A 15,785-nucleotide genomic window follows, 5' to 3' on the forward strand; every position below is an offset into this window, starting at 1 on the left:
AGATTCCTGATCTACAATGTAAAGGCGTCGGCCGTTGCGGCTCAGGTCTCCGACCGCTGCCGCCACCACGCCTGCCCCTCTTCGGGCAGCGTGTAGATCGGGTCGTGGTACTCGTAGCGCCGGGTCAGCGCGTCGGGGTCGGACAGCTCCAGGCCGGTGCGGTAGTTCTTCGTCCAGTAGGAGATGCCGCGCTCGCGGTCGTACTCGGCGAGCTGGTGCACCCACCGCTTGCCGACGTAGGGGACGTCGCAGACGATCCGCGGGGTGGCGAAGCCGGGCAGGTAGCCCATGATCGCGTGCTGCAGCTCCTGCGCCTCCCAGACCGCGAGCCGCCAGTGCTCGCTGCTGGGGATCATGTCGCACATGTACAGGTAGTACGGCAGGATCCCGGCCTCGTCCAGCAGCGCGAACGACAGGTCGAGCAGCGCCTCGGGCGTGTCGTTGACGCCGCGCAGCAGCACGCCCTGGTTGCGCACGTCGCGGATGCCGGTGTCGAGCATCGCGCGGGCGGCCTTGGCGACCATCGGCGTCACCGACTGGGCGGCGTTGACGTGGGTGTGGATGGCGATCTGCACGCCGCGCGCGTTCGCCTTGGTCGCCAGGCGCTCCATGCCGGCGCGGACGTCGTCCTGCAGCCAGTGCTGCGGCAGCCCCATGAGCGCCTTGCTGGCCAGCCGGATGTCGCGGATGTTCTCGATGTCCAGCAGCGAGTCGACGAACGACTCCAGCCGCGCCCACGGCATGTTGGCGACGTCGCCGCCGGAGACGACCACGTCCCGGACGCCGGGGGAGCGGCGCAGGTAGTCCAGCATGGCGCCGAGCCGGTCCGGCGGCTTGATGGTGAACTTGTGCTTGTCGACGGTCGGCGTGGAGTTGCCGACCAGGTCCATGCGGGTGCAGTGGCCGCAGTACTGCGGGCAGGTCGGCAGGAGCTCGGCCAGGACCTTGGTGGGGTAGCGGTGGGTGAGCCCCTCCACCGCCCACATCTCGGCCTCGTGCAGCGAGTCGCGGGAGGCGTGCGGGTGGGACGGCCAGTCGGTGCGCCGGTCGCTGAACACCGGGAGCATGTAGCGGCGCACGGGGTCGGCGTAGAAGGCCTCCGTCGAGGAGGCGTCCATCGTGTTGAGCATCTGCGGCGGCAGCAGCATCGACATGGTGGCGCGCTCGGCCTGGTCGCGCTCCAGGTCGGCGTAGAAGCGCTCGTCCAGCAGGTCGCCCATGACGCGGCGCAGTTGCCGCACGTTCTTCACGCAGTGGGCACGCTGCCACTGCGCGGACTCCCACTCGGCCTCCGTGACGTCCCGCCATCCCGGCAGGCGCCGCCAGTCGGGCTCCACCAGCGGCCGGCGCCGGTAGGCGTACGGCTGGCGCGCGGCCTCCTCGGACTGGAGGGCGTCCGGGTGCAGGGCAGTGGTCATCGTCGACCGCCTCCTCGCCTCACATTGATCGCATAAAAGTCTTGTATGCCGCCGACGTTACGGGAAGACTTTCGATGAAACCAGGGGTGCCCTGGATATCTTGCGTAACACCACCCGATGTTAGGAGAAGGACGGCATGGCGATGACCGGAGGCGGGACCGGGACGGCGGTCGGGCTGCACCGCGTGCTGGAGCCCGCGGGCGTGCTGCCGCAGGCCGCGCTCCGGCTGGATCCCGACCCGCGGATCCGGCCGGACGAGGTGCGGATCGGCGTCGAGCGCCTCAACCTGGACGCCGCGTCCTTCCGCCAGCTGCACACCGCGCACGGCGGCGACCCGGACGCGATCCGCGCCGAGGTGCTGCGGATCATCGGGGAGCGCGGCAAGATGCACAACCCGGTGACCGGGTCGGGCGGCATGCTCGTCGGGGTGGTCGAGGAGGCCGGGCCGGACTCGCCGCTCGGCCTGAAGCCCGGCGACCGCGTCGCCACCCTGGTGTCGCTCACCCTCACCCCGCTCGCGATCACCGACGGGCTCGCCGGGTGGGACGGGCGGTCGGAGCAGGTCCCGGCGCGCGGCCACGCGATCCTGTTCGGCCGCTCCATCGCCGCCGTCCTCCCCGACGACATGCCGGTGCCGCTGGCTCTCGCCGTCATGGACGTGTGCGGCGCGCCCGCGCTCACGCACCGCGTCGTCGCGGCCCGCGGCGGCGGCCCCACCGTGGCCGTGCTGGGCGCCGCCGGCAAGAGCGGGTGCCTGTCGCTGGCCGCCGCCCGCCGCGCCGGCGCGTCCCGCGTGATCGGGCTCGTCCCCACCGCCGAGGAGGAGGAGCGGCTCGTTGCGTCCGGCCTGGCCGACGCCGTCGTGCGCGCCGACGCCCGCGACCCGGTGGCCGTCGCGGCCGCCGTCGGCGAGCCGGTCGACGTCACCGTCGTGTGCGTCGACGTGCCGGGCTGCGAGCACGGCGCGATCCTCGCCACCGCCCCCGGCGGCACCGTGGTGTTCTTCTCGATGGCGACCTCGTTCCCGGCCGCCGCGCTCGGCGCCGAGGGGCTGGCCGCCGACGTCACGATGCTCATCGGGAACGGCTACGTCCCCGGGCACGCCGAGACCGCCCTTGACCTGGTGCGGTCGGAACCCGCCGTGCGTGCGCTGTTCACCTCCCGGACCGGTGCGGATTCGGCAGAATGACCGGAAACGTCCCGGCCGTGGCGGGGACCGTCCGATCATCGAGGGAGAGAGCATGGCGAGCATCACCGAGGAGCTGCGCGGGCGGGACCCGAAGGAGCGGCAGGCGCAGATCGTCGACGTCCTGGTCGACGCGTTCTCGGACCTGATGGAGCGCAGCCCCGCCGAGTTCCGCCGCCGCTTCCGCAAGATGGCCTCGGACCCGTTCGCGTTCTACCGGGGCAGCGCGTGCCTGTTCTACGCCGACATCGCCCACGACGACGACCCGTGGGCCGACGATCGCACGTCCCGCGTGTGGATCCAGGGCGACCTGCACGCGCAGAACTTCGGCACCTACATGAACGACGACGGCGTCTTCGTCTTCGACGTCAACGACTACGACGAGGCCTACGTCGGCCACTTCACCTGGGACGTCAAGCGCCTGGTGGCCAGCCTGGCGCTGCTGGCGTGGCAGAAGGCGATCTCCGACGCCGACATCCGCCGGCTCATCGAGGCCTACGTGCGCGCCTACGTCGACCAGGTCCGCAAGTTCGCCGCGCACGAGGGCGACGAGAAGTTCGCGCTGACGCTCGACACCACCGACGGCTACGTCCGCGACGTGCTGGTCGACGCGATGGGCGGCACCCGCACCGGGCTGCTTGACGGCATGACCGTCGTGTCGGGGCCCGATCGGCGCTTCCTCGACCGCCCCGGCGTCCGGCGCCTGGACGACGCCGAGCGCGCCAAGGTCGAGGCCGCCTACGAGGAGTACCTGAAGACCATCCCGAAGGAGAAGCGCTTCGGCAGCCTCACCTACGTGATCAAGGACATCGTGGGCGCGTCCGGGTTCGGCATCGGCTCGGCCGGGCTGTCGGCCTACAACATCCTCGTGGAGGGCAACACCCAGGCGCTGGAGAACGACGTCATCCTGTCGATGAAGCAGGGCAACGTCGCCGCGGCCAGCCGTGTCGTCGACGACCCCCGCATCCGCGAGTACTTCCAGCACCACGGCCACCGCACGGCCGTCTCGCGGCGCGCGCTGCAGGCCAACAGCGACCCGTGGCTCGGCCACACCCAGATCGACGGCGTCGGCTACGTCGTGCAGGAGCTGTCGCCCTACGAGGCCGACCTGGACTGGAGCGGCCTCACCGAGCCCGAGGACATGCTGTCGGTGCTGGACGACCTGGGCCGCGCCACCGCCAAGGTGCACTGCGTGTCCGACACCGACTCCGACCACACCCTCGTCGGTTTCCAGGTCGAGGACGCCATCGACGCGGTGATCGGCCCGGACGAGTCGGACTTCGTCGAGGCGATGGTGGCCTTCGGCACCGAGTACGCCGAGATCGTCCGGCAGGACCACACCTACTTCGTGGACGCCTTCCGCAACCACGAGATCCCCGGCCTGTAGCCGCGTCCGCCCCCCGAACGCCCCGACCCGCCGCGGTCGGGGCGTTCTGACGTTCCGTGCTCGGTTCAGTGGGCGAAGGCGATGGCGGTGCCGGCGCTGACGACGACGGCGATGGCGACCAGTACGAGCGAGGAGCGCAGTGGGTTGCGGCGCTTGGGCAGCGCCTTCTGTGCGCGCGGCGCCGCGTGCAGTCGCACCGGTGGGCGCTTTTCGGGCGGTTTGTGCGTGGGCGGCGCCGGTTCGGGGCGCGTCCGCGGGGACGGGCTGGGCGCGTGCGGGGCGAGCGCCACGGGTCGTGGCTTCGGCGCGGCGGCGGGCGGTGGAGCCGGTGCGGGGTGCCCGGGCTGCGGAGGCGGCTCCGGTGCCTCCGGGGGTGGTGGCGGGGGCGGTTCCGGGACCTCCGGAGTGTCGGAGGGCGGTTCTTCCGGCGGCGGAGGCTCGGCGGGAGGCGGTTCCTCCGGGGGCGGGGGTTCGGAGGTGTCCGGCAGGCCGCAGCCGTCCGCGGAGCCGGTGCCGATCTCGATGTCGATGCACACGTCGACCCCGATCTCGATGCCGGGCGTGGGCGGCGGGTCGGCCTGCGCGGTGGCCGGGAAGCCGAGCATGACGGCGGGCAGGGCCAGGGCCGGCAGCGCGAAGGCCGGCAGGGTGCGGGCCCTCAGGGGCCGGGACCGCCGCGTGCACGTCGGCAGGGTGCGGGCCCACCGGGGCGCGGCGGGCGGGGTGGGGCGGCGGCGCATCAGCCGCCTCCCGCGATGCGCTGCAGGTCGGCGTGCAGACCGGAGAACGCCTCCGGTCCGACGGCGAGGGCGCCGGTGAACACGTGCGAGATGTCGACGGTGAGGTAGGTGCCGGCGGCGAGCAGCGCCGCCATCAGCGCCAGCGGCACCAGCGCCATGCCGCGGGGGCGGGCGCCCACGAGGAAGGGCAGCAGCAGGACCACCGCGCCGGTGAGGACGGTGACGGCGAGCAGGCCGGCGGGCGGCGTCGTCCGGGCGTCGGCGGCGCGCTGCCGGCGCGCGGCCGAGATCTCGCCGAGGTGGTCGAGGACGGCGCCGCGGGCGTCCGAGGCCTCGTCGGTGCCGGGCTGGATCGCGATGACGTCGTGGCGCAGCCGGTCCAGTTCGGCCCAGGCCCGGGCGCTGAGGCGCCCGTGCTCCATCAGCCGCCACTCGGGGCCGCGGACGAGTTCGACATAGGTGATGAGCCCGTCCTGGACGCGCCGGGCGTCCGCGGCGGGGAGGCGCTCGGCGGCCCAGTAGGCCTCGGTGATCGCCTGGCTCTCGGTGTAGGTGTTGGAGCGGGCGGCGTCCGCCGTGGTCCACGGCACGACGATGGCGATGGCGAACGCCAGCAGGAACAGCGCCGAGAGCATGGCGCCGGTGTGGGACGAGGTGGGGCCGTCGGGGGCGCCGTCGTCCACGGTCCCGCGCGCCCGCCGCACCAGCCGGCTCGCCACGATGACCACGCCGACGGCGCAGGCCGCGGCCGCGAAATAGATGATCATGCCCCTCCCGAAATCGTCCCGTCCATGACCGGGGGTGAGCATAGCTTTACCTAGAGTCGCCGTGGGGTGTTTGTCGCCGACCGTCACCTGGGGGTGAGATGGTCGTCGGCAGAGGGAAGGCGGGGCTGTGCGCCACCGGAAGGTGCGGGAGATGTGGTGGTAGTTCTTGTGGAATACGGTGTTCGTACCGGAAGATCTCCCGTAGAGAACTCGGTATGAAGGATGATTGTTAGGACCGGCCTGAGAGGGGCGGCTGCGTGAGGGGAGACGGCAATGGCGCCGCAGGGAAAGCTGGACCTCGACCCGGAGGTGGTGCGCACCGCCCGGCGCCTGGCCGCCCGGGCCGCCGAACCCATCATCGACATGGCCCGCTCCCACACCACCGTCTCGGTCGAGCGGGCGCTGCTGAGGCTGGCGGGCCTGACCGGCGCCGACGATGAGGGGCGCCCCTGGGTCAACCACCTCGCCGACGCCGTCCGCGACCAGGTCGGGCTGGAGCACGGGCTCGCCCTGCCGGTCTGGGACGCGCTGCTGACCGGGCCGTACGGCTCCCTCGACGACCTGGCCCGGGCCGCCGCCCGCGGGCGGGTGTCGTTCCGGCTGCCGGCGGGCACCGACGCCGAGCACGCACGCAAGGCCGCGGGCGAGGCGGCCCGCGGCGGCATGGCGCGCGTCGACCGGCGCCGCGCCGAGCGCGACCGGCTGCTGGCCGAGCTGCCCACCCCCGACCGGGCCGACACGCCGAGGCCGCTGGTCTACCTGATCGTGGCGACGGGCGACATCTACGAGGACATCCCGCAGGCGCAGGCCGCCGCGCGCGAGGGCGCCGACGTCGTGGCGGTGATCCGCTCCACCGGGCAGTCGCTGCTGGACTTCGTGCCCGAGGGCGCCACCCGGGAGGGCTACGCCGGCACGTACGCCACCCGGGAGAACTTCCGGCTGATGCGCTCGGCGCTGGACGACGTGTCCCGCGAGCTCGGCCGGTACGTGCGGCTGACGAACTACGCCTCCGGGCTGTGCATGCCGGAGATCGCGACGCTCGCCGGGCTCGAGCGCCTGGACATGATGCTGAACGACTGCATGTACGGGATCATCTTCCGCGACATCAACCCGCGCCGGACGTTCATCGACCAGCGGTTCTCGCGGCAGATCCACGCCCGCGCCGGCATCGTCATCAACACCGGCGAGGACAACTACCTCACCACCGCCGACGCCGTCGACGCCGCGCACACCGTGGTCGTCAGCCAGCTGCTGAACGAGCGGTTCGGGCACGAGGCGGGGCTCAGCGACGACCAGCTCGGCCTCGGCCACGCCTTCGAGATCAACCCGGCGATCCCGGAGTCGTTCCGGCTGGAGCTGGCGCACGCCCAGCTCGTCCGGGAGCTGTTCCCCGGCGCGCCGCTGAAGTACATGCCGCCGACCAAGCACATGACCGGCAACATCTTCGCCGGCTACCTGCTGGACGCGTTCTTCAACCTCGCCGGCGTGATGACCGGGCAGTCGATCATCCTGATCGGGATGATGACCGAGGGCATCCACACCCCCTGGCTGTCGGACCGCGACCTGGCGCTGGAGAACGTCCGCTACGTCCGCGACGCCTGCGGGAACCTCGCCGAGGACTTCATGCCCCGCCCGGACGGGATGCTCGTCCAGCGCGCCAAGCAGGTGCTGTCGGAGTCGGTGGAGCTGCTGGAGCGCGTCGCCGACGACGGGCTCCTGGAGGCCATCGCCGAGGGCACGTTCGGCGTCACCCGCCGCCCGCCAGACGGGGGCAAGGGCCTGGACGGCGTCGTCCCGCGCGCCGACGGGTACTTCAACCCCGCGATCGAGATCCTCGACACCGAGGACCCGCACGCCGCCCGCCCCGCCGCCGACCAGGAGGTGCCCGCATGACGGTCGAGAGCCCCGGAACCGGTACCGGGACCCAGGCCCCCGCCGAGCCCGCCGACACCCGGCAGGTGATCCGCCCCTACGGCGACACCACCGGCGACGGCATGGTGCAGATGTCGTTCACCCTGCCCGTCCCGGCCGGGAAGCGCGCCGAGGCGGCCGCCCTGCAGCTCGCGGGGAAGATGGGCCTGGACCCGGCCAGCGTCGTCCACGCCAAGCCGATGGGCCCCGACTTCACCTTCTTCATCGTGTACGGGAAGGTGCGGCACCTCATCGACTACGCCTCCATCCCCGTCCCGGAGGAGCGCGCCTACCCGCTGCTGACCGCCCAGGAGGTGAACCTGGCGATCCGCGAGGCGCTGAACCGGCGGCTGGTGGTCGTCGGGGCCTGCATCGGCACCGACGCCCACACCGTCGGGATCGACGCGATCCTCAACGTCAAGGGGTTCGCGGGGGAGAAGGGCCTGGAGTACTACCGGGAGATCCAGGTCGTGAACATGGGCGCCCAGGTCACGGTCGAGGAGCTGGTCGAGCGCGCCAAGGCCGAGGACGCCGACGCGGTGCTGGTGTCCCAGGTCGTCACCCAGCGCAACGCCCACCTGCACAACACCAAGCAGATGGCCGCCGCGTTCCACGCCGAGTACCCGACCGCGGTGGCCGGGGGCATGGGGCGGCCGCTGCTGGTCGTCGGCGGCCCCCGCTTCGACACCGTCACCGAGGCCGACCTCGGCGTCGACCGCATCTTCGGCAAGGGCACCACGCCCGCCGAGGTCGCCAGCTACCTCGTGCACGCCCTGCTGCCCGGCGAGCACCGGCCCACCACGATGGAGGAAGAGTGAGCGACCCCCGCGAGGGACTGACCGTCACCCACCGCCGCTACATCCCCTACTCGCACGCGCACTACGCGGGCGACCTGGTCGACGGCGCCTACGTGCTGGGCCTGTTCGGGGACGTGGCCACGGAGCTGTGCATCCGCACCGACGGCGACGAGGGCCTGTTCGCCTCCTACTCCGACGTGCAGTTCCGCGCGCCCGTCCGGGCCGGGGACGTCCTGGAGACCACCGCCGTGCTGACCCGCGCGGGCACCCGCAGCCGCGTGATGGACTTCGAGGCCCGCGTGGTGTGCCGGGGACGTCCCGACAAGGGCGAGTCGTCGGCCGAGGTGCTGCCGGAGCCGGTCGTCGCGGTCACCGCGTCCGGCACGGTCGTGGTAGCCGCGCCGGGAGGCTGATCCCGCCTCCGGCCGATCCAGGCCGTGATCGCAAAGGGCGTCCGGTGAAATCGCCGAACGCCCTGATCATGGTGTTGAGCTGGGATAACATGGAGTCGCCGCAGAACATGCGGCGGTTGACAAGGTGGCGGAAGCCGGTAGTTTTGCTGCAGTCCAGCACGGGACTCACCGATCGGCCGCCCGAGGGGCCGCCGGGCGCCGCGCCGCGACGGGGACGGGGATCACGCGAGTGGTCGGCATCGTGCCCGCCCGAGCCAGCGCGGTGATCCGGGGCCGTGCCGGGCGGAGCCGCCCGATCGCGCGGGGGGTTGGACCCGGGAAGGGCCCGGACATCCAGTAGAAAACGGAGCCTCGTTCTCACCGCCTGTGGGACGACTCCGGCCCGATGGATGTCGCGGGCCCTCTTCCGTGTCCGGCACCCGGTGAACCGTCCGCTTTCGTTCTGACCTGTGCCCGCGGTCGCCGCGGGCGCCCGGTGCCGGTAGCGTTCCGGCAAGGACCCGAGTGAACGAGGTGGGACGTGGCCCAGGAGACCCTCCCGGACCGGTCGCCGGCCGCGGGGCCGGACGGCGGCCCGGGCGGCGGGCCCGGTGGCGGGGCGCCGCGCCGGCGGCTCGCCCGGCTGCGCGGCGGCCTGCGCTCCGGGGGCCGCGCGGGCTGGCCCCGCACGCTGCTGGCGGCGGCGGCCGGGCTCCTGATGTGGCCCGCCTTCCCCCCGTTCGACCTCACGCCCCTCGCGCCGGTGGGCGTCGCGCTGCTGACCCTCGCGCTGCGCGGCCTGACGGCCCGCACCGGCGCCTGGCTCGCCTTCGTCGGCGGCGCCGCGTTCTTCATCCCCGCGCTGGAGGGCATCTCCCGGATCGGCCCGGACGGCTGGATCATCCTCAGCCTCGTCGAGGCCGCCTACTTCCTGCCCCTCGGCGCCGGCATCGCGCTGGTCACCCGGCTCCCGGGCTGGCCGGTGTGGACGGCCGCGCTGTGGGTCGGCCAGGAGGCGGTCCGCGGCCGCGTCCCGTTCGGCGGGTTCCCCTGGGCGCGGCTCGCGTTCAGCCAGACCGACACGCCGCTGACCCCGTACGCGTCCTTCGGCGGCGCGCCCCTCGTCACGTTCCTGACGGCCCTGCTGGGCGGGCTCCTCGCCTGCGCCGCCGTGGCCGCCCACCGCGCCTGGGCCCACCGTGCCCAGGCCGGAGCCTCCCAGCCCGACGGCTCCGAGACCGACGGTGCGGACGGGCGGGAGCCGTCCCGGACGCGCCGGGCAATGGTCCCCGCCGCGGTCTGCCTCGGCGCGGTCGGCGCCGCCGTCGCCGGCGGCCTGCTGATCCCCACCCCCGCCTCGGGCCGCCCGGTCACCGTCGCGGTGATCCAGGGGAACGTGCCGCGCCTCGGCCTGGACTTCCTCGGCCAGCGCAAGGCCGTGCTGGACAACCACGTCAAGGCCACCCACGAGCTGGCCGAGGGGGTCCGCGCGGGGCGGTTCGCCAAGCCGGAGCTGGTGGTGTGGCCGGAGAACGCCAGCGACCTGGACCCCTACGCCGAGCCCGACGCCTACACCGCCATCGACGGCGCGGTGAAGGACATCGGCGTCCCCGTCCTCGTCGGCGCCCTCACCGACACCCCCGACGGGGAGAAGGTCGAGAACCGCGGCATCGTCTGGGACCCCCGGACCGGCCCGGGCGACTACTACGTCAAGCGGCACCCCGTCCCGTTCGGCGAGTACCTGCCGTTCCGCGACGTCCTGACCAAGCTGATCACCCGGTTCGAGCGGATCCCGCGCGACTTCGCCAAGGGCGACCGCTCCGGCGTGATGGCGCTCGGGCCGGTGGACATCGGCGACGTGATCTGCTTCGAGGTCGCCTACGACAAGGAGGTCCGCGACGTGGCGCGCGGTGACATCCTGGTCGTGCAGACCAACAACGCCACCTACGGCAAGACCAGCCTGCCGCCCCAGCAGATCGCCATGTCGCGGCTGCGCGCGGTCGAACATGGCCGTACGATCTTGGTAGCCGCGACGAGCGGGATCAGCGCCATCGTCGCCCCCGACGGCCGGATGGTCGACCGGTCCCGGGAGTTCGTCCCCGACATCCAGGTCGCGGCCGTCCCGGCGCGCGCGTCGCGGACGACGGCCGACCGGCTGGGGGAGGCGCCCGAGTGGGCGCTCGCGCTGCTCGGGCTCGGCGCGGTCGGCGCGGCGGTACGGACAGCCAGGAAGAACGAGGGGAATTGACGCCGATGGAGATCCCAGCCGGGCTCGGCCGGGTGCTCGTGATCATCCCGACGTACAACGAGCGGGACAACATCGAGCGCATCACCGGGCGGGTGCGCGAGGCCGTCCCGTCGGTGGACGTCCTGGTCGTGGACGACGCGAGCCCCGACGGGACCGGAGAGGTCGCCGACGCGATGGCGGCCGCGGACGAGCAGGTCAAGGTCCTGCACCGGCAGGGCAAGGAGGGCCTCGGCCCCGCCTACATCGCCGGTTTCCGGTGGGCCGCCGAGCACGGCTACGACGTCATGGTCGAGATGGACGCCGACGGCTCCCACCAGCCCGAGGAGCTGCCGCGGCTGCTGTCGGCGCTGGAGGACGCCGACCTCGTCATCGGGGCCCGCTGGGTGCCCGGCGGCAGGGTGCGCAACTGGCCGAAGCGGCGCGAGGCGCTGTCGCGCGGCGCCAACACCTACGCCCGGGTGATGCTCGGCATCCCGCTGCACGACTCCACCGGCGGCTTCCGCGCCTTCCGCGCCGCGACCCTGGAGAAGATCGGGCTGGAGGGCGTCGACTCGCGCGGCTACTGCTTCCAGATCGACCTGGCGCTGCGGGCCCTGCGGCAGGGCCTGCGCGTGGTCGAGGTGCCGATCACGTTCGTCGAGCGCGTCCACGGGACCAGCAAGATGAGCCGGGACGTGATGGCCGAGGCGGCGCTGCGGATCACCCAGTGGGGGATGTCCGATCGCATCGGCAAGCTCCGCGACCCCCGCTGACGCGCGCCCGGCGCGCCGGGCGCGCGCCGGGAAACGAACGGGGCCGTCCCTGCGTTGAACGGGGGAGAGGCTTTCGACGACCCCGAAGATGGAGACATGCTGCCGCTGCTGATCGTCCTGGCGCTCCTGCTGCTGCCGGTCCTGGAGATCTTCGTGCTGATCCAGGTCGGCGGGGTGATCGGCGTCTGGCCCACGGTCGGGCTGCTGATCGCCGAGACCGTCCTCGGCGCGTGGCTCGTCCGGCGGGAGGGCCGCCGCGCCTGGCGGGCCCTGCAGGAGACGGCACGGCGGGGCGTCCTGCCCGACCGGGAGGTCGCCGACGCGGCGCTGGTCATGGCCGGCGGCGTCCTGCTGCTGGTCCCCGGCTTCGTCACCGACGTGCTGGGGCTCGCGCTGGTGCTCCCGTTCACCCGCCCGCTCGTCCGCCGCGTCCTGGGCGTGTTCGCGGCCCGGCGGATGCGGGCCGCCGAGGAGCGCGCCGCCACGATGTTCCCGCCCGGCGCCGCCGGGTTCGACCCGTTCGGCCGCGGCCGGGGCCCCGAGCGCGTCGAGACCCCGCCGGGACCGGTGGTCCGCGGCGAGGTCATCGAGGACGACACGCCCGCCGAGCAGGACGACGCTCCCGCCGGGCAGAGGGACGACAGGCCCTCGCGCGCCTGACCGTCAGGCGTCGCGGGCGGCGAACACGGCGCCGCCCGCCAGCAGGGCCGCGGCCGTGTAGGCGGCCAGCACCCCGAGGCCCTGCCACGGCCCGATCGGCAACCGGTCCACGCCCCGCGTCGCCTGGACGGCCAGGCCCGCCGTCATCGGCGCGGCCTTCGACAGCCGCTCCTGCCAGGCGTCGTCGCCGACGAGCCGGACGAGGACCGGGACGATCCACAGCAGCGCCAGCACCGCGCTGATCGCCGCCGCCTGCTCCCGCAGCACCGTCCCGGCGCCCAGCGCCAGCAGGGCGACCAGCACCAGGTACAGGACGGTCCCGGCGGCCGCGCGGGCGGTGGGGCCGTCGGCGAGCGACAGCGGCGGGTAGCCGTTCGCGGCCGTGAAGCCGTTGCCGGGCAGGATGCCCCGCCCCGCCGCCAGCGACGCCAGCACCCCGGCCGTCCCGGCCGCGGCGACCAGGCCCGCCACCACGGCGGCCTTGGCGGCCAGCACCGTGATCCGGCCCGGCACCGCCGCCAGCGTCGCGGTGATCGTCCCTGCGGCGTACTCGCCGCCGACCGCCAGCACGCCGAGGACGACCGCGGCGACCTGCCCCACCTGGACGCCCGACAGCGCCAGCTTCGGCGTGTCCTCCATGCACCCGGCGGGCGTGGCGCAGTGCGCGGTGTCCACGGTCCCGGTGACCGCGGCGCCCACCGCGGCGACCAGGACGGCGAGCGCCGGCGCGAGCAGCGCGGTGCTCGGCACCGTGCGCAGCTTCGTCCATTCGGCGTGCAGCGCGTGCAGCGCGCGCCGGCTCCCGCGTGCCCGACCGGTCATGCGTCCCGCCGCCTGAGCAGCCACGCGGCGGCGGCCAGCGCGACCGCCGTGTAGGCGCACAGCACCCCGAACCCGGCCCACGGGCCGATCGCCCGGTCGAACCGGGCGACGGTCTGCTGGATCGCGAACCCGGCCGCCGGGGTGAGGCGCTCCAGCCACCGCGCCGCCGACAGCGGCAGCCCGGTCGCGACGATCTGCGGGACGAGCAGGAGCAGCAGCACGATCGTGATCGCGGGCGCGCTGCGCCGCACGATCACCGCGACCGCCAGGGAGAACACGGCGATCACGGCGAGCAGTGCGGCCGTGCCGAGGACGGCGCGCAGCACGGTCCCGTTGGCGAGGGACGGCGTCGCCAGCCCGTGCGAGCGCTGCACCGGCCCGGCGAGCAGCACCGACCCGAACGCCGCCGCCAGCCCCGCCGCCAGCGCCGCCAGGCCCGCCACGACCGCCTTGGCGGCCAGCACCCGGCCGCGGCCGGGGGAGGCGGCGAACGTCGTGCGCAGCATCCCGCGCCGGTACTCGGCCGTCACCGACAGCACGGCCACCACCACGATCGCCACCTGGCCGATCAGCACCCCGGCGAGGGTCGCCTTGGCGGTGTCGTCGGCGAACGCGTTGGGCCCGATGTCCCCCACTCCCTTCAGCGCGAACGTCCCGCCGGACCCGGTGCGGCCGTCCAGCGACGGGTCGGCCGCCGGGCCGTCCGTGGCGCCGCGGTCGCGCCACGCGGCGCCCGGCTGCGCCGGCGTCACCGCCACCTGGTCGAAGGTCGCCCGGGTGGCGGAGGGCTCTCCTGAGACGCTCTCCCCGCCGAACATCCGCTGCACCTCGACCTTGTCCGGGGCCGCCACGACCATGCCCGCCAGGGCCGTCTTCGGCAGGCCCTCCAGCTGGACCGACCCGACGCGGCGCCAGTCGCGGCCGTCGGACGAGGCGTAGCCCGTGACGCCCGTCCCGCCGCGGGTCAGCTTGAGCCAGCGCGGCGCGGTGCCGGCGCCGCCGTAGGCGCCGCCTGCCTTGTAGCCGGTCTGGAGACGGACGCCGTGCCCCGGCGTCACCACCAGCGCCGCGTACGGGGTGCCCTGGTCCGCGCTCCCCCTGATCATCAGGCCGGCCTTGGCCCACGCGCCGCCGCCCTCCTGGGAGGTGACGCGCGCGACGATCGAGCCGTCGCCCGCCAGGGGCAGGTAGGTGTAGTGGCCGAGGTCGATGGTCTGGAGCCGCGCCGGGTCGGACGGCCCGTCCCCCGAGCCGGTGGACTCGCTGCCCGCCGCCGACAGCAGCGCCACGAGCACGGCCAGCAGCACCGCCGCCGGCAGGGCCAGCATCCAGCGGCGGACGGTGCGCAGCTTGGTCCACTCGGCGAGCAGCAGCCGCCCGAACCCGTCGCGGGCCTCGGCTTCGAGCGTGCTGCGGTACGAGGTCGCCGCGGCCGGCCCCGGCGTGCTCACAGGGCCTCCTGGACCGGCGCGCTCTGGAACTCCACCGCGTCGCGGGTCAGCTCCATGTAGGCCTCCTCCAGCGAGGCGCGGTGCTCGCCGATGCCGGTGAACCCCACGCCGGCCTCGGTGAGCACCACGATGATCCGCTCGGCGGGCAGCCCGGTGACGGTGACCGCGTCCGGCCCGGACGCCGCCACGGTGGCGCCCGCGCGGGCCAGGGCGGTCATGGCCTCGCGCCGTTCGGCGGTCCGCAGCTCGACCCGGCCGCCGGACGCGGCGGACAGCAGGTCCGCGACGCTGGTGTCGGCGACCAGCCGGCCGCGCCCGATCACCACCAGGTGGTCGGCGCCGCCCTCCAGCTCGGCCATCAGGTGGCTGGACACCAGCACGGCCCGCCCCTCGGCGGCCAGCGACCGCAGCAGCCCCCGGATCCAGGTGACGCCCTCGGGGTCCAGGCCGTTGACCGGCTCGTCGAACATCAGCACCGGCGGGTCCCCGAGCAGCGCCGCGGCGATCCCGAGCCGCTGCCGCATGCCGAGGGAGAAGCCGCCCGCCCGGCGGCGCGCCGCGCTCGCCAGCCCGGTCAGCCCGATCACCTCGTCCACCCGCCGGACCGGCAGCCCGTTGGCGTGCGCGAGCCACAGCAGGTGGTCGCGGGCGCGGCGGGCCGGATGGACCGCCGACGCGTCCAGCATCGCCCCGAGCCGGCACAGCGGCGTCCGCAGCGACCGGTAGGGCCTGCCGCCGACCAGCGCGGTCCCGCCGTCGGGCCGGTCCAGGCCCATGATCATGCGCATGGTGGTGGACTTGCCGGCGCCGTTCGGGCCGACGAACCCGGTGACCCGCCCGGGGCCGACCGTGAACGACAGGTCGTCCACGGCGACGGTGGGCCCGTACCGCTTGCGCAGGGCCCGTACTTCGATGGTTGCCTCCATGGACCGGGAGGCTACGGAGCGCCGCGCCTCCGGGTCATCACGCGGGGGAGGAGTCTTCGCGGGCGGGGGCCGGGGGACCGGGCGTCCCTCCCGCGAGGGACGCCGCCGCGGCGCCGTCCGCGCCACAATGGCGTGCGTGGGCGACAGCGACCAGACCGCCGGGCGGGCGCGGTGGCCGGTGGCCGGCGGGTGCCTCGCCCTGGCCGCCGCCGCCGAGGCCGTGTACCGCACCCACGGTTCGGGGGTGGTCCTGTCCCTGGCCCTGGTGGTGGACGTGTGCGCCACGCTCCCGCTGGCGCTCGTCCGCGACCGGGCCTCGGCCGCCGCC

General features: G+C 74.2%; 14 protein-coding genes. 8 read left to right on the forward strand and 6 right to left on the reverse strand.

Annotated features, from left to right (window positions below):
* Positions 1-41: 41 nt before the first annotated feature.
* The gene (locus K4S16_RS08480) at positions 42-1,418 is read right to left on the reverse strand and encodes a KamA family radical SAM protein (protein WP_149258305.1); all 1,377 of its coding nucleotides are present in this window, start codon (positions 1,416-1,418) and stop codon (positions 42-44) included.
* A 136-nt stretch (positions 1,419-1,554) separates the two neighbouring features.
* Between K4S16_RS08480 and K4S16_RS08485 the strand changes: the two genes are divergently transcribed.
* Positions 1,555-2,607, forward strand: coding sequence for a zinc-binding dehydrogenase (locus K4S16_RS08485; RefSeq protein ID WP_235036659.1), 1,053 nt, complete (start codon positions 1,555-1,557; stop codon positions 2,605-2,607).
* A 52-nt stretch (positions 2,608-2,659) separates the two neighbouring features.
* Complete coding sequence (locus K4S16_RS08490) at positions 2,660-3,991, forward strand: DUF2252 domain-containing protein (protein WP_149258306.1); 1,332 nt, start codon at positions 2,660-2,662, stop codon at positions 3,989-3,991.
* 65 nt (positions 3,992-4,056) lie between these two features.
* On the opposite strand, the gene K4S16_RS08495 is transcribed toward K4S16_RS08490, so the two are convergent.
* Together K4S16_RS08495 and K4S16_RS08500 are read right to left on the reverse strand one after the other, a co-directional pair.
* Complete coding sequence (locus K4S16_RS08495) at positions 4,057-4,731, reverse strand: hypothetical protein (RefSeq protein WP_149258307.1); 675 nt, start codon at positions 4,729-4,731, stop codon at positions 4,057-4,059.
* Positions 4,731-5,498, reverse strand: a complete 768-nt coding sequence (locus K4S16_RS08500) for a DUF4239 domain-containing protein (RefSeq protein ID WP_149258308.1) — start codon at positions 5,496-5,498, stop codon at positions 4,731-4,733. Before K4S16_RS08500 ends, K4S16_RS08495 begins: the two co-directional genes overlap by 1 nt.
* Before the next feature lie 273 nt (positions 5,499-5,771).
* Here K4S16_RS08500 and K4S16_RS08505 point away from each other — a divergent pair, with 273 nt between their 5' ends.
* From K4S16_RS08505 to K4S16_RS08530, 6 genes are all read left to right on the forward strand, one after another.
* On the forward strand, positions 5,772-7,391 hold the full coding sequence (locus K4S16_RS08505; RefSeq protein ID WP_149258309.1) for a lysine 5,6-aminomutase subunit alpha: 1,620 nt from the start codon (positions 5,772-5,774) through the stop codon (positions 7,389-7,391).
* The gene (locus K4S16_RS08510; protein ID WP_149258310.1) at positions 7,388-8,227 is read left to right on the forward strand and encodes an OAM dimerization domain-containing protein; all 840 of its coding nucleotides are present in this window, start codon (positions 7,388-7,390) and stop codon (positions 8,225-8,227) included. The genes K4S16_RS08505 and K4S16_RS08510 overlap by 4 nt, the downstream gene beginning before the upstream one ends.
* On the forward strand, positions 8,224-8,619 hold the full coding sequence (locus tag K4S16_RS08515; protein WP_149258311.1) for a hotdog fold domain-containing protein: 396 nt from the start codon (positions 8,224-8,226) through the stop codon (positions 8,617-8,619). The genes K4S16_RS08510 and K4S16_RS08515 overlap by 4 nt, the downstream gene beginning before the upstream one ends.
* A gap of 520 nt (positions 8,620-9,139) precedes the next feature.
* A complete protein-coding gene (lnt, locus tag K4S16_RS08520; RefSeq protein WP_235036660.1) occupies positions 9,140-10,846 on the forward strand; it encodes an apolipoprotein N-acyltransferase in 1,707 nt (568 codons plus the stop codon).
* A 5-nt stretch (positions 10,847-10,851) separates the two neighbouring features.
* A complete protein-coding gene (locus K4S16_RS08525) occupies positions 10,852-11,598 on the forward strand; it encodes a polyprenol monophosphomannose synthase (protein WP_149258312.1) in 747 nt (248 codons plus the stop codon).
* A 96-nt stretch (positions 11,599-11,694) separates the two neighbouring features.
* Positions 11,695-12,258 carry an FxsA family protein gene (locus tag K4S16_RS08530; protein WP_149258313.1) on the forward strand — a complete coding sequence of 188 codons (564 nt, stop codon included), beginning with the start codon at positions 11,695-11,697 and terminating at the stop codon, positions 12,256-12,258.
* Between the two features lie 3 nt (positions 12,259-12,261).
* Here K4S16_RS08530 and K4S16_RS08535 read toward each other — a convergent pair whose 3' ends face one another.
* The 3 genes from K4S16_RS08535 to K4S16_RS46905 are packed head-to-tail and all read right to left on the reverse strand — an operon-like array spanning position 12,262 to position 15,457.
* The gene (locus K4S16_RS08535) at positions 12,262-13,080 is read right to left on the reverse strand and encodes an ABC transporter permease subunit (RefSeq protein WP_149258314.1); all 819 of its coding nucleotides are present in this window, start codon (positions 13,078-13,080) and stop codon (positions 12,262-12,264) included.
* On the reverse strand, positions 13,077-14,531 hold the full coding sequence (locus K4S16_RS08540) for an ABC transporter permease subunit (protein WP_149258315.1): 1,455 nt from the start codon (positions 14,529-14,531) through the stop codon (positions 13,077-13,079). The genes K4S16_RS08535 and K4S16_RS08540 overlap by 4 nt, the downstream gene beginning before the upstream one ends.
* Entirely contained in the window at positions 14,528-15,457 is a 930-nt protein-coding gene (locus K4S16_RS46905; protein ID WP_149258316.1) for an ATP-binding cassette domain-containing protein, read from the reverse strand. Before K4S16_RS46905 ends, K4S16_RS08540 begins: the two co-directional genes overlap by 4 nt.
* Between the last annotated feature and the right edge of the window lie 328 nt (positions 15,458-15,785).

The sequence above is a fragment of the Actinomadura sp. K4S16 genome (assembly GCF_008327685.1).
Lineage (GTDB): Bacteria > Actinomycetota > Actinomycetes > Streptosporangiales > Streptosporangiaceae > Spirillospora.

Excerpts from the sequence above, each read along its gene's own strand:
- K4S16_RS08480 (WP_149258305.1), bottom strand. The coding sequence starts at position 1,418 with ATGACCACTGCCCTGCACCCGGACGCCCTCCAGTCCGAGGAGGCCGCG.
- K4S16_RS08485 (WP_235036659.1), top strand. The coding sequence starts at position 1,555 with ATGGCGATGACCGGAGGCGGGACCGGGACGGCGGTCGGGCTGCACCGC.
- K4S16_RS08490 (WP_149258306.1), top strand. The coding sequence starts at position 2,660 with ATGGCGAGCATCACCGAGGAGCTGCGCGGGCGGGACCCGAAGGAGCGG.
- K4S16_RS08495 (WP_149258307.1), bottom strand. The coding sequence starts at position 4,731 with ATGCGCCGCCGCCCCACCCCGCCCGCCGCGCCCCGGTGGGCCCGCACC.
- K4S16_RS08500 (WP_149258308.1), bottom strand. The coding sequence starts at position 5,498 with ATGATCATCTATTTCGCGGCCGCGGCCTGCGCCGTCGGCGTGGTCATC.
- K4S16_RS08505 (WP_149258309.1), top strand. The coding sequence starts at position 5,772 with ATGGCGCCGCAGGGAAAGCTGGACCTCGACCCGGAGGTGGTGCGCACC.
- K4S16_RS08510 (WP_149258310.1), top strand. The coding sequence starts at position 7,388 with ATGACGGTCGAGAGCCCCGGAACCGGTACCGGGACCCAGGCCCCCGCC.
- K4S16_RS08525 (WP_149258312.1), top strand. The coding sequence starts at position 10,852 with ATGGAGATCCCAGCCGGGCTCGGCCGGGTGCTCGTGATCATCCCGACG.
- K4S16_RS08530 (WP_149258313.1), top strand. The coding sequence starts at position 11,695 with ATGCTGCCGCTGCTGATCGTCCTGGCGCTCCTGCTGCTGCCGGTCCTG.
- K4S16_RS08535 (WP_149258314.1), bottom strand. The coding sequence starts at position 13,080 with ATGACCGGTCGGGCACGCGGGAGCCGGCGCGCGCTGCACGCGCTGCAC.
- K4S16_RS46905 (WP_149258316.1), bottom strand. The coding sequence starts at position 15,457 with ATGGAGGCAACCATCGAAGTACGGGCCCTGCGCAAGCGGTACGGGCCC.